Consider the following 13,443-nt stretch of genomic DNA (forward strand, 5'->3'; position numbering starts at 1 on the left):
TCGTCGATACAGGCACCGGCTCAGCGTGCAACAAATGCGCTGAGCCGGTGTCTCTTTACTGTGAGCGACATGATGCTTGGTGGGGGAAGCAGAGCGTCGGCGCCGCCTGGGGCTGCGTCGGACACTGATCGGGAGGCCGCGATCACGCGGTTGTACCGGGAGCAGTGGGCCGGGATGGTGCGGCTCTCGCTGCTGATGCTCGGCGACCGGCCGTCGGCCGAGGACGCCGTCCAGGAGTCCTTCGCGGCGATGTACCGGCGGTGGGACAGCATCAAGGACGGCACCCGGGTCGAGGCCTACCTGCGGTCAGCGGTCCTGAACACGAGCCGATCCGTACTCCGACGGCGCAAGCTCGCGCTGCTGCACCGGGGCCAGCCCGAACCGGCCGTTTGGTCCGCCGAGAGCGCGGCAATGATCGGCGAGGACCGCCGGGAGGTGCTCGCGGCACTCGCGACGCTGCCCGCCCGGCGGCGCGAAGTACTGGTGATGCGGTTCTATCTGCATCTGTCCGACGCGGACATCGCCCAGACCCTCGGCATCAGCGAGGTCTCCGTGCGATCGACCGCGTCCCGCGCGTTGAAGAGTCTGGGCCACAAGCTGAAGGAGGACCGATGACCAAGCATCTAGAAGAACGATTGTCGGAGGCCCTCGACGCCGCCGCCCGGACCGTGCCGGACAACGCGGTACCGCCGGAGCTGTTCCCTGGCGAGGAGCCGTCGTCCGAGCGGCGCTGGGTGCCGGTACTGGTGGGTGGGCTGGCGATGGCAGCGGTGATCGCTGCGGTGGTTGTGCCGCTTGCGATCTCGCGGGAGCACTCGGCGCCTGCGGGCAGTCTGTGCCCGGCGTCGCCTGCTGTTGAGGCGCTGAAGTTCTCGCAGCGGCAGTACAGCGGGTCGGACTATCCGGATCTGGACAAGCTGCCCTTTGGGCCGCCGCCGTCTGTGCCGTTCACGATGGCTCGCGATGTCGATCGGCACGGTGGCTATCTCGAGGACCGCGGCGTCCGGGTGCCGCTGCAGGACGGGCAGGAGCTGTTCAGCATCGGGCGGGTTACCTGTGGCTGGGTGGCCTATCGGCAGTCGGGGGTGAGTGGCGACGCGGCTGAGGTCGGGGTACTGAGTACTGACGGGAAGTACCGGTCGTTTGGGCTGGTCACCGGTGATGGTGCGTCGTTGTCGCAGGACGGCAGTGAGTTGGCGTATGTCGCTCCAACCGGCAAGGGCACGGCGTCGGTCGTCACCGTGTCGGTTGCTAGCGGCAAGCGGTTGGCGGCGACACCTGCGACCAGCAATGCCCAGCTCGTCGGCTGGAACAGTGACGGGGTCTGGTTCATGCGCGACCGGGATAAGGAGCTGACACAGGTCTGGCAGCCGGGCGGTCGCGAGAAGCCGGTCACGGTGGACACGGACGGGCGCCTGCTCACGGCGTACCGGGGAACCGACCGGATGCTGCTCAGTGACCAGGCCCAGCCGGCCGACGGCACCACCACCGCGGATCTGTGCGTGCGGGTGGTCACACTGGGGCCGGCGGACAAGCTGAGCACGACCTTGCAGGTGTGTGGAGGCGCGGGCGCGACCTTGTCCCCGGACGGCCAGGTCCTGGTGGCTGACAGCGGAGGCGGCGTCCAGGCCTATCTGGTCGACGACGGCTCGAAGACCGACTTCCGGGTCTCCTCGATGCTCGTCACCGCGGATCACGAGGCGATTTGGGAGGACTCGACCCACTTGCTGAACTCGGCCGGGCTGGGTACGGATCGCCAGATGACAGTGCGGTGCGATGTGATCAGTGGCGCCTGCGAGAGAATCCAGGACGGGCCGCAGCAGGACGTACCGGTGGGACCGGAGCTCGGCTACCCCTAGGCGCTGGAGGATTCGACGTGGCGGATGTCAGTGAGTCGATCGAGGTGGCTGCCTCGCCTCTGGAGGTCTATGGGCAGGTGAGCGAGCTGTCCCGGATGGCCGACTGGAGTCCGGAGTGCACCGGGGTTCGGTGGAGTACGAGCGGGGTGCCGGGGGTGGGGTCGCGGTTCATCGGGCTCAACCGGTCCGGGGTGTTTCGGTGGTTCACGCAGGGTGAGGTGCTCGAGGCGGTGCCGGGTGAGCGGTTCTCGTTCCGGATCGGGTTCGGGGCGGTGCCGATCGCTCTGTGGACGTATGAGTTCGCCGCTACGGACTCGGGGTGCACGGTGACTGAGTCGTGGACCGATCGGCGGCCGACGGCGATGCGGGCCGTTTCGGGGTGGATGTTCGGGGATCGGGTCAAGATCAACCGGTACGGCATCCACCAGACGCTGGGTAATCTGAAGGCGAGCCTGGAGTCGGTGTCCTGAGCGTCGGCTGCGTCGGCTGCGTCGGCTGTGCCGGTGATCACTCGGTTTGGTGCTGACGGCGGCTTGTTGGTAATCTGTTCATTCGCGCGTGTGCGTTGGTACTCACCCGTGCACGGCACCAAACTTTTCCTGTACTGATCCCAAACACTGATCGAGGCTCTGCATCCGTGGCGAACATCAAGTCCCAGATCAAGCGCAACCGCCAGAACGAGGCGGCGCGGCTTCGCAACAAGTCGGTGAAGTCGACCCTGAAGACGGCTGTTCGCCGCTTCCGCGAGGCTGCTGACACCGGCGACACCGCGAAGGCGCAGGAGCAGGCCCGCGTTGCCGCCCGCCTGCTCGACAAGGCTGCCAGCAAGGGCGTCATTCACGCCAACCAGGCCGCCAACCGGAAGTCGTCCATCTTCAAGAAGGCCGCTTCCCTCTGATTTACGCCTGACGATCGGCCTCTCCTCCGCTTGGAACGAGGCCGGTCGTTTTTGCGCGCCCGGAAGTTGACGCGCCCGGAAGTTGATACGGGCGCGGTGGGATCAGGCGGGTTGGCGGCGGCCGTGGGCCCGGCTGACGGTGATGACCATCCGCTCCAGCGCGTAGCCGGCGTCGCCGGAGGCGCCTTTGACGTCCGCGTCGGCCTGAGCGACCGCCTTGATCGCCGCCGCGAGACCACCCGCGGTCCAGCCACGCGCCTGCTGCTTCAGCGTCTTCAGCTTCCACGGCGGTACGCCGACCTCGCGTGCCAGATCCGCCTCGCGCAGACCACTCGGCGCACTCGTGTACTTCGCCAGCCCGCGCAGCCCGCCGGCCATCGCGCTCGTCACCAGCACCGCTGCGACGCCGCAGTCCAAGGCCCAGCGCAGTTGCTCCAGCGCCGGTTCGGTCCGCCCTGCGATCGCCGCATCCGCGACGGCGAAACTCGTGACCTCGGCGCGACCACCGAAGTACTGGCTGATGAGCTCAGTACTCACCGCCTGGCCGCCTGAGTCCGACACCAGCTGGGAACAGGCCCCCGCCAGCGCCCGCAAGTCATGCCCGACCGCATCGACCAACGCCGTCGCCGCGCGCTCGTCGATGCTGCCGCCGAGCAGCCGGATCTCGCCCAGTACGAACTGCGGCAACTCCCACGTCTTCGGCGCGGTCGCGACGACCTCGTTCACCGAGGCCTTCCGCAACTTGTCGAGAACGCCCTTGCCCTTCTGCCCGCCCGAGTGGACCAGCACGACCAGGACGTCCTCGGACGGCGCGCCCGCGTACTCGAGCAGGTGCGGGACCATCTCGGCCGGCAGGTTCTCCAAGGTCCGCAGCACCATGACCCGCTCAGCCGCGAACAACGACGGCCCGGTCAGCTCGGCGAACACCCCGACGTCGAGCTCCGCCCCACCAAGCTCGGTGACCTCGATCTCCGTGCCGCCCTTGGACACAGCAGCGATCGCAGACCGAACAGCCCGGTCAGCGAGAAACGCCTCCGGGCCGGTGACGAGCAGGACATCCCCAAGCTTGGGCGCAGAACTCCGTCGAGCAGCCATAACCCCGCAAGCATCCCACGCCCCACCGACATCCCCCACCATTGCCCTTTTCACGGGGCGGTACTGCTGGTGGTGATTGCTAGCTGGTGGTCGGGGGCCAGTACGGCGATCGAGCCGGAGGTGTCGGTGCGGGCGATCTTCATGCCTTGGTGGGTCAGGAGGTCGAGGGTCCGGGGTGCTGGGTGGCCGTAGTCGTTGTTGAGGCCGGACGAGATGATCGCGAGTCTGGCCTTCGTTGCGGCGATGAAGGTGGGGTCCTGTTGGCCGGAGCCGTGATGCGGGACCTTCAGGACGTCTGCTCGGAGGTCGGCGCCGGTGGCGAGGACGGCGCGTTGGGATTCGGGTTCGAGGTCGCCGGTGAGGAGCAGGCGGAGGCCGGCTACCTCGGTCATCAGGGCGATGCTGGCGTTGTTCTCGGGTGAGCCTTCGTCGGTTGGGGTCGCAGCAGATTTGCCGGTGAGTGCTGGGACTCGGGCCGGCCAGAGTGAGGTCCAGCTGACTGGGCCGACTATGCGCTTCTCCTGGTAGCTGACGGTGCGGATGGGGATCCTGTGTTGGGCGGCCAGTTGGAGAACGCGCTTGTACTCCGCGGGCGGGGAGAAGTACGGCGTCACCTCGATCTCGCCGACCGTCCTTCCCCGCAGTACGCCCGCCAGGCCGCCCGCATGGTCTGCGTGGAAGTGAGTGAGCACGACGACAGGCACGTACTTCACGTCGAGCTGCCTCAAGCACCGATCGATGGCTGCCGGGTCTGGGCCGGTGTCGACGACTATCGCGGTACTGCGTCCGGCGTGCAGTGCGAGCCCGTCGCCCTGGCCGACGTCGCAGGCGACCATGAGCCAACCCGCGGGCGGCCAGCCCAGGGAGCGGATCGGTCGGAGGATGACAACGGCCAGCAGGACTAGAGCGAGCAGCATGGCGATCGGGCGCGCGAGTATTCGGTGCAGGCCGATCACCAACGCGAGGCAGAGCGCGGTCAGTACGGCGATGCCGATCACCGTCGCGGGCCAACTGCTGGAGGCGCCGGGCAGGTCGGCGCCCTTCTCCGCGACGAGAATGATCCAGCGCGCCGGCCAGCCTGCTAGCCAGCCGAGAAGATGGGCCAGATCGGCGCTCAGTAAGGCGATTCCGGCTGCCCCGAAGCCGAGGATTGTTGCTGGGCCTACTGCCGGTCCCGCTAGCAGGTTGGCTGCGACGGCGACCATTGATACCTGGCCGGAGAGGTATGCGACTACCGGCGTACAGGCAAGTTGGGCGGCGAGTGGGCAGGCGACTGCTTCCGCGAGGCGTACTGGCATCCAGCGGGCGAGTGCGTCGCGCCAGCTCGGTCCGAGCAGGACGATGCCTGCGGTGGCCAGCACCGACAGGGCGAACCCGGCGGATCTGGCGAGCGAGGTGTCGATCAGTAGCAACGCGATGACTGCTACCGAAAGGCTCCGCGCTGCTCGCCGGGTGCCGCCGCTCCCCGCCATCGCGGCCAAGGCGACGAGGCCCATCACGGCTGCTCTGAGAACGCTCGGTTGCGGCCTGGCGAGCACGACGAACACCACCACCATGGCGAGGCCGACGACGGTCAGGCCGCGCGCTCGTACGCCGAGCAGGCGCGCGAGTGGGAGCACGAACGCCAACAGGAGCGTGAGGTTGGTACCGGATACCGCCGACAAATGCGTCAGCCCGGTCGTCTTGAAGTCCTCGGCCAGCTCAGGTGGCAGAGCTGACTCGTCGCCCATGACCAGCGCCGGTACGAGGCCGCGCACTGCCTCTGGCTCGCCGGCGACTGCTTGCCTCAGCCCTGCTCGCACCCGCTCGGCTGCTCTCAACCACCAGGCTGGCTCGTCAAGCACTCGCGGCGCGACCCGCGACGACAACGTCGCCGCCACCTCGCCACCCTTGTCGACCGACTCGAGCCGCCCGCTCGCCTCGACGTGCTGCCCAAACCTCACCTCCTTCCATTGCAGCGACCCGATCACCAACACCGGCGTACGAACCCGCGTCGCCGCTCCCCTGCCACTCACCTCCTCCACGTTCGCCCGAACCACCACATACGGCGGCCGCCTACTCCCCGGCGTACTCCGAACCGCCGGATCCCCCACCACCTTCAACCGCACCTTCACAGCCGCCCCCGACTGCGCCAACTCCATCACCGGCCCCGCCTGCAACCTCTCCACCTGCAGCCCCGCCGCCACCGCCATCCCCACCACAACAACCCCAACCCCAACCCCAGTACTCACCCCGCGCCACACCTGCTCACCCCCCACCAGCAGCCCACCCCACCTCCGCGACCGCCCCCACACCACACCGACCACAACCACAAACACAGTCGCCGCCATCACCCCCGCAGCCGTCCAGAAGGCGCTTGAGCTGCCCGCACCCACCAACAGCACGGCCGTCAACCACCCCGCACCAGCCGGAACAAGCAGCCGCAAATCAACACCAAGCTCCTCCACCTCGGCCGCAGACGCAGGCGCGGCCTCCGCCGTGAGCGTGGCTTCGGGCTCTGACTCGGGCGCAGGCGGGGAGGTGGGGTCAGATTCGGACATGGGGTTTTAGGGATTCGTATTTCTTGGGGCCCACTCCTGGGATCTCCTGGAGTTCGTCGGTGGTGGTGAAGCGGCCGTGTTCGTTACGCCAGTCGAGGATGCGTTGGGCCAGGACGGGGCCTACTCCGGGTAGGGAGTCGAGTTGGGCGAGGGTGGCTGTGTTGAGGTCGATTGGGGTGTTGGTGGGGGTTCGCGGAGCACCGGGTGGTTGGGCTGGGGTGGGTGGGGCGGCGGGTGCGGGTGTGGGGGCTCCGACGATGATCTGTTCGCCGTCGGTGACTTGGCGGGCGAGGTTGAGGGTGGTCAGGTCTACTCCGGGCAGGGCTCCGCCTGCCGCCGCTAGGACGTCGGCGACGCGTGAGCCGGCCGGGGCGTGGACCAGGCCGGGACGGCGCACCTTGCCGGCGACGTCGACCACGACTGTGACGGGGGATTTCGGCGTGCTCGAGGGCTGAGGCGACGGAGTTGCTACCGGCGTACCGGAGGTGAAGGTGCCCGGTGAGTTGGGGATCGGCTCAGGGTTGGTGCGGAAGAGTGCGTAGCCCGCCCAGAGCAGGCCGGCGAGCAGGATCAGGGCGAGAACGACGACGTGGCGAGGTGACAGGGTCCATAGCGGTCCTTTCAGGCGGTCGGGTAGCGGGACCGGTGGAGTCCAGCCGCCTCGGACCTCTTCGGGGTCGGGTGCTTCGCGCGATGGCGCGCCGCGCTGGTGGGTGGGGGTGGTGTGGAGGCGGGAGAGGGGTGGCCGGCGGGGGTCCGGGTCCGGCGGTGGGGGTTGGCGGGAGAGCTTCACACCAGGGAAAGTACGAGCCTTTCCGGTATCCGACGGATGGACTTCTCAGCCTGGGGACAACCCAGTCAGGACAGGACGAAGATGAGTTCGTTGCCTTCCGGGTCGGCGACGGTGTGGGTGCCGGGGCGGTCGGTTGGAAGGAGCTTTCCGCCTGCGGCTACGGCGGTGTCGAGGCGAGAGTTCACGAGGTCGGCAGGGACCAGGAGTTCGAAGTGGGTGCGGTTGCGCTGACTGCGGCGGTCCGTCTCCGCGGCGTCCATCTGCTGGAAGATGAAGGTCGGGTCGAGTCGGCGTGGGTCGTACAGGTCGAAGCCGCGAGGGTCTTCCTGATAGCCGAGCGCGGTCTTCCAGAAGTCCTTTACGGCGGCCACGTCGACCGCATCCATGCCGAACTGTACGAAGCGCAGCCGCGCCGGATCCGCCCACAACCCAAGCTCCCGCGCCGCCGACTGGATCCGGGCCGCCAGCCTCACAAACCCGGCGACGTCGTTCTCCCACTGATCCTTCCCGCTGTCGATCGTGACGCCGTCCGGCCGCAGATCCACCAGCAAAGGCCGCCCCGCCTCATCGGCGAGACTCGCAACAGCCGCAGCCAGCCGAGCCGCTTGTGCGGAGGAGGTCGTCGGATAGAAGGTCATCGCACCGAACAACACCCGCCAGTCCGCGGTCGCCTCCGCGGGCTCGCTCTCGTCCGTCAGTTCGCCGCCCGGTACGAGGTCGATCTCGTTCCCATCCGGGTCAGCGAGCGCGACACCCCACGGGCCGTACGGCTCCTGACCAACGGCTGCCCTGAACGCCTCCACCGCATCCGCCGTCCGGCTCACATCGACATGAATCCGATTGCGCAACGGCCGCGGCTCATCCAACCGGTAGAACGAGATCGCCGGATCCCGCCGCAACGCATCGCCGAAGCGGTCATCCCCGGCCGACTCATACCCGAACGCAGAACCCCAGAACGAAACCACCGAAGGCAACTCACACGACGAAACCGCCACCCGCATGACCTGCAACCCCGCCGGATCCGCAACCATCCCAAGCTCCCGGGCCGCCGCCGAGATCCCACCGGCCAGCGCCACCTCCGCCCGACTCGGCTCACCTCCCGGTACGCCGATACGCACCCGAACCCCACCAGCCCGCAGATCGAAGTCGGGCAACTCCCCCTCGCCCACCAGCTCGACAACGCGCCGAGCCAACTCCGCCCCCACCCTCAGCGACGCCGCATCGAACCAAGCGCTCAAGCCACCCTCAAGAACCCGCCATCCGTCAACACCATCTGCCCTAGCCATGCCTCAGCGTAGAACCGTTAGCGGACGATCCCCGTCCGGAATCACCCTGAAGCGATCGCGCCGGCGAGCGACGACCCTCCCAATCCCCGAGCGGGTCAGCGGGGAGCGATGACGACGGCGAGCATGCCGGGGCCCACGTGGGCGCCGATTACTGCGCCCACCTCGCGAAGAACGATCTCGTCTGCTTGGGGAAGGCGTTCGGCGAGGCCGTCGGCCAGGGTGTGCGCCTTGTCGAGGTTGGCGAGGTGATGGACGGCGACCTGGACCGGACCGTCGCCGGCGCGCTGGACGGCGATGTCAGCCAGTCGGGCGATCGCACGGCTCGACGTACGGACCTTCTCCAGAGGCACGATCCGGCCGCCGCTGATGGTGAGCAGCGGCTTGACCGCGAGCGCCGTACCGAGGAGTGCTTGGGCAGCACCGATCCGCCCGCCTCGACGCAGATACTCCAGCGTGTCGACATAGAAGTACGACGAGACGGCCGCCATTCGCGCCCGAGCAGCCGCCTCGACCCCCGCCTGGTCGGCGCCGTCAGCAGCCGCGGCCGCCGCGGCGAGCACCGGGAAACCCAACCCCATCCCCAACGAGCGCGAGTCCACCACCCGCACCGGAATCGGCGACTCCTTGGCCCCGATCATCGCCGCCTCGAAAGTGCCTGACATATCGCCCGACAGATGAATCGACACGATCGCTTCGGCGCCGGCCGCCGCACACTCCGCGTACGTGTCCGCGAACGACTGCGGAGACGGCCGGCTGGTCGACACCGGCGTGAACGTCTTGAGCGCCTCCGCGACCGCATCCGAGCTGGTCGCGCCGTCGTCGTACGCCGTCCCGCCGATCACCACCTGCAGCGGTACGACGGTCAGCGGGAGCCGGAGCACCTCGTGCGCCGACAGACCCGCAGTGGAGTCGGTGACGACGTGGACGCGGGCTGACATGCAGCGAGGTTACCGGACAGTTTTAGTCGGCGCCTGGTGTCAGACTCGGTCAATGAAGGAGACGAGCGAGGAAGTCGCGGAACTGCAACGGCTGCTCGAGGCGGCCTACGAGCGCTCCACGGAGCATCTGCGGGAGATCATCAACGACGACCGCCGCCTGACCGCCGAAGAGCTGGTCCAGGTCCTGCAAGGCATGTGCACGCTCAACCTCGCCACCGTGACGGCGAAGGGCGAGCCGCGGATCAGCGCGGTCGACGGGCACTTCCTGCACGCCCGCTGGGTGTTCACGACCTCGATGCAGGCGGCCAAGGCACGCCAACTGAAGGCCAGACCGGCCGCAAGCATCTCGTACGTCGACGGCGAGCGACTCGGCGTCTTCAGCCACGGCCAGGTCGAGTTCCTCACCACCGACCACCCCGACTTCGCCGAGATCGAGGCGCATCTGGTGGCCCACTACGGCAGCTCCCCCTCCAGCTGGGCCGCCGAGATCGCGTACTGCCGCCTCCAACCCCACTGGATGGTCGGCTACGCCTTCGACAAGTCGGCAGTACTCGGCAAATAAGACACCAGCGGGTTGGCCGTTGCACCGGCCAACCCGCCTGGGTGTGACGCCGAGCGTCACGAGCCCAGTCGACTGGTGGTGGCCGGCTGGGCTGCTTCTGGACGCCGCGGCGAGGTGGAGGGACCATCCCCTGTGTGGTCCTCCACCTCGCGGTTGAGCTGACTCCCCCTCGGTGTCAGCTCACTTGGCGTGGTACCGGCTGTGCGGTGAGCCGTCCCCTGTGCGTCTCACCGCAATCCCCCGGGGAGCCCCAGCGGTCGACCCACCGGCGGGTGACCAAACCCGCCGGCTTCCCCGTGTCGACCGGACCGGCACTCGTCCCCTGTGTCGTGTGCCTGGTCGCTGCTGGGACTCCACCCCGGGTCACGTGCCCTGACGGTGCACGGCCCCCGGTGTGAGGTAGGACAGCTCCGCACGAGCCAGCACTCCGGAGATCTCGGCAGTTGTTCGGCGCCCCCACCGTCCGACTGCCGGAGGTCCTCCGCGTCGCCTGCTCCGGGTTCGAAGAGCTGCCCGGTAGTCCGGCGAGCCATGGTTGCCTCTTCATGGTCATCGCCTCCTTCCGTATCGCTCGAATCCCGGTCTCGGATCTCTGTCTCGTGGAACCTGTCCTACGGCTGTAATTCTGGTTCCGGCGAGCAGGTCCGGACGAGGCAGAAGCACCGGCAGTTCCCCGGCAGCTTCCACCGATCCGCGTCACGAATCCGCCCACAACTCGTCAGACGCCAGCACCCGTCGAGCCACGCAAGGGAAGGAAGGCGAAGGGAGGAGGAACGGTCGGCAGGCGCTGGCGTGGGGCGGGGAGGGACCGCGGGGGCGCGGAGCGCAGGTGCGGGGTGCGGGGTGCGGCGAGGGGTGCGGGTTATGACAGGGCGGTGAGGAGGTCGTCGGCCATTTGGCGGACTGCTTCGGCGGGGTCGGGTAGGGGCCAGCCGTTCGCCATCGGGGCGCTCTCGCAGGACTCCTGTAGTACTGCCCACGCCGTAGGGAGCATCGGTGGGTCCATCGTTCGTTGCCAGGCCAGTAGCTGGCCGCAGAGGGCGTCGGCCTGCTCGTGCTGGCCGAGTGCATGCAGGACAGCCACGGCCTCGGGCATGACGTCCAGGAGGTAGACGACTCGGCCCTCGACCAGCAAGCGGTTCACGGCGTCGCGGATGGATGACCTGGCCTGCTCCAGATCCCCGGTACGCCGGGCCAGCCGGCTCCGGTAGAGCATCACCAGGTAGTCGAAGTACCCCCGGTGCCCCCGGATGTCCGCATCGGCCTCATCGATCAGCGCCTGAGCCAGCTCGAACCGCCCAGCCTGGAACTCGACCATCGCCAGGCACCCAGCCACCTTGGTCCGCTCCGGGTCATCGGACGCCTGGCTGTCACGCGCCAGCTCAGCCCATCGCCGGGCCTCCGACAGGTTCCCCAGCTCCAGCTCGACCCGGCTCAAAGCCATATACGCGATCTCATCCGGATACACCCCCGGATTGACCAGCGCAGCCTCCCAGGCGAGCAGCAGCTCCTTGGCCTCAGGCAGCCGCCCCCAGCGAGCCAGTGCCAGCCCACAGATCGCCTGCACAGTCGCAGACCTCTGCACGTCGCCATGCTTCAAAGCGTCGTCAACCAGGGCCGGTATCTCCGCCAAGCTCAGCGTGTCGAGCAGCAGTGACCCGGAGGACACCCACCCGCCACGAGCCATCAGCCCCATCTCCGAGGACGGCGAGATGAGATTCCGCGCCTCCCCGTAGTACCGGCGGGCAGCGCGGACGTCACCGGTCAGGTTGGAGAGCCGCCCGGCGATGGCGAGCAGCCGCCCGCTGACCTCCTTGTCCTGGACGTTCTCAGCGCACAGGCTCGCCCACTGGATCCCACTCTCGGCCAGGCTCGCCTGGTACTGCCACGCGATCCGGAACCCGAGCACGACGGCCGCAGCCGTGTCCCAGTCCCCCAGCGCCGAAGCACGCTCGAGCGCCACCTCGAAGGTTGCCGAGTTCGCATTGGCCGCCCGATAGCGCCGATCCCGGTCCGGACTCGACCAAGCGCCGTCCAGCCCCTCGACGTACGTCGAGCACCACGCGACCGTCCGATCCTTGAATTCGACCAGATCGGTCCCCTGCGACGACAACCCCGCATAGGCGTGCTCACGGATCGTCTCGAGCATCTTGTACCGAGCGCCGTACAACGCCTCGAACTCGTGCACCGGCTGCAGCAGCGACTTGTCCACCAACTCGGCGAGCAGCATCGGCACGTCCAGCGGATCGATCGGATCCCCGGTGCACACCCCCACCACCGCATCCAACGTGAACGGCGACCCCAGCATCGACGCGCGATACAGCAACTGCCGCGCAGGATCCGACAGCGCGTCGACACTCCACGCGATCGTGTCCGCCAACGTCCGCTGGTGCGGCGCCCCGAAACGCCGCGGCCCCGACAACAGCCGGAACCGATCATCCAGCGCCGCCAGAATCGTCTCCACCGACAACGACCCAGCCCGCGCGGCCGCCAGCTCCAAAGCCAACGGCAGCCCATCAAGTCGTTGGCAGAGCCGAGCCACAGTCGCAGCGTTCTCAGCAGTCAGTGCGAAGTCAGGCCGCACCCGAGCCGCCCGCCGGCAGAACATCTCCACCGCGGGCGACGCCGCGATCTCGTCCAGATCCTTGTCATTGGCCGGTACGCCGAGCACCTGCACTCGACGCACCACCTCATCCGGCAACCCCAGCGGAATCCGCGAAGTCACCAGTACGCCGATTCCCGGGAAGCTCCGCACCATCCGGTTGGCCACGGTCGCGACCCCGTCGAGCACGTGCTCGGCGTTGTCCTCGACGATCACCAAGTCACCCGGCTTGCGCCCGGACAGCACGTCATCCAGATCCGAAGTCCCCGGAGCCGTCCCGAACGCATCGAGAATCGCCGACGGTACTGCGGCATCGCGCTGCACCGTCGTGAGGTCGACGACCACCACGGCCGTGTCCACCGACGAGACCCGATCGGCAGCGGCCAGCGCCAGCTCCGTCTTGCCGACGCCACCCGGCCCGACCAGCGTCACCAGCCGGTTCTGCCGGAGCAGCGTCTCGATCTCCGCCAGCTCGTCATCGCGCCCGACGAGACCATCGGGAATCGGCCTGGTCCCTCGCCATCGCAACCCGGTCGGCGCAGCATCGGCCACCGCGATCACCGGCCGCACAGTCGCGTGACCGGCAGCGGCCAAGAACTGCAACGCATCCCCGTCACGCAGCCCAAGACCTTCGGCCAGCAGCCGTACAGAGTCCTTCCGCGGCCGTGCGACCCGGCCGGCCTCGAGCTCGCGGATGGTCCTCACGCTGAGCCCGGCCTTGTCGGCCAGCTCCTCCTGCGACAGCCCTGCCTGGACCCTCAGGTCAAGCAAGAGATCGGCAAAACCACGCCTTCCCTCAGCCCGGCCATCCGCGTCCGACAAAGCCCGTCACCCCATTCAGAGCCTCACAGTCCCCCCACAACATAGCGT

Annotated in this window: 11 protein-coding genes; 5 read left to right on the top strand and 6 right to left on the bottom strand. The window is 68.2% G+C overall.

What is annotated here, in order from left to right; all coding sequences use genetic code 11:
* Positions 1–69 precede the first annotated feature (69 nt).
* The 4 genes from AB0M15_RS27980 (at position 70) to rpsT (ending at position 2,757) form a co-directional block, all read left to right on the top strand.
* On the top strand, positions 70–615 hold the full coding sequence (locus tag AB0M15_RS27980) for a SigE family RNA polymerase sigma factor (RefSeq protein ID WP_363824430.1): 546 nt from the start codon (positions 70–72) through the stop codon (positions 613–615).
* Positions 612–1,859 carry a hypothetical protein gene (locus AB0M15_RS27985; protein ID WP_363824431.1) on the top strand — a complete coding sequence of 416 codons (1,248 nt, stop codon included), beginning with the start codon at positions 612–614 and terminating at the stop codon, positions 1,857–1,859. Before AB0M15_RS27980 ends, AB0M15_RS27985 begins: the two co-directional genes overlap by 4 nt.
* Before the next feature lie 17 nt (positions 1,860–1,876).
* Positions 1,877–2,329, top strand: a complete 453-nt coding sequence (locus AB0M15_RS27990) for an SRPBCC family protein (RefSeq protein WP_363824432.1) — start codon at positions 1,877–1,879, stop codon at positions 2,327–2,329.
* Between the two features lie 167 nt (positions 2,330–2,496).
* Positions 2,497–2,757 carry a 30S ribosomal protein S20 gene (gene rpsT, locus AB0M15_RS27995; protein ID WP_328321396.1) on the top strand — a complete coding sequence of 87 codons (261 nt, stop codon included), beginning with the start codon at positions 2,497–2,499 and terminating at the stop codon, positions 2,755–2,757.
* A 102-nt stretch (positions 2,758–2,859) separates the two neighbouring features.
* Here the strand turns inward: rpsT and holA are convergent, their stop codons facing one another.
* The 5 genes from holA to AB0M15_RS28020 form a co-directional block, all read right to left on the bottom strand.
* Positions 2,860–3,852 (bottom strand): DNA polymerase III subunit delta, encoded by a 993-nt coding sequence (holA, locus tag AB0M15_RS28000; RefSeq protein WP_363824433.1) that lies wholly within the window; start codon positions 3,850–3,852, stop codon positions 2,860–2,862.
* 50 nt (positions 3,853–3,902) lie between these two features.
* On the bottom strand, positions 3,903–6,236 hold the full coding sequence (locus AB0M15_RS28005) for a ComEC/Rec2 family competence protein (RefSeq protein WP_363824872.1): 2,334 nt from the start codon (positions 6,234–6,236) through the stop codon (positions 3,903–3,905).
* A 142-nt stretch (positions 6,237–6,378) separates the two neighbouring features.
* Positions 6,379–7,185, bottom strand: coding sequence for a ComEA family DNA-binding protein (locus tag AB0M15_RS28010; RefSeq protein WP_363824434.1), 807 nt, complete (start codon positions 7,183–7,185; stop codon positions 6,379–6,381).
* Between the two features lie 65 nt (positions 7,186–7,250).
* Positions 7,251–8,423 carry a VOC family protein gene (locus tag AB0M15_RS28015; protein WP_363824435.1) on the bottom strand — a complete coding sequence of 391 codons (1,173 nt, stop codon included), beginning with the start codon at positions 8,421–8,423 and terminating at the stop codon, positions 7,251–7,253.
* Between the two features lie 143 nt (positions 8,424–8,566).
* Positions 8,567–9,409, bottom strand: a complete 843-nt coding sequence (locus AB0M15_RS28020) for a DegV family protein (protein ID WP_363824436.1) — start codon at positions 9,407–9,409, stop codon at positions 8,567–8,569.
* Between the two features lie 52 nt (positions 9,410–9,461).
* Here AB0M15_RS28020 and AB0M15_RS28025 point away from each other — a divergent pair, with 52 nt between their 5' ends.
* Positions 9,462–9,971 (top strand): pyridoxamine 5'-phosphate oxidase family protein, encoded by a 510-nt coding sequence (locus AB0M15_RS28025; protein ID WP_363824437.1) that lies wholly within the window; start codon positions 9,462–9,464, stop codon positions 9,969–9,971.
* Positions 9,972–10,833: 862 nt separating this feature from the next.
* Here AB0M15_RS28025 and AB0M15_RS28030 read toward each other — a convergent pair.
* Entirely contained in the window at positions 10,834–13,344 is a 2,511-nt protein-coding gene (locus AB0M15_RS28030) for a helix-turn-helix domain-containing protein (RefSeq protein WP_363824438.1), read from the bottom strand.
* Positions 13,345–13,443: the final 99 nt, after the last annotated feature.

The sequence above is a fragment of the Kribbella sp. NPDC051718 genome, from assembly GCF_040681515.1.
GTDB lineage: Bacteria > Actinomycetota > Actinomycetes > Propionibacteriales > Kribbellaceae > Kribbella.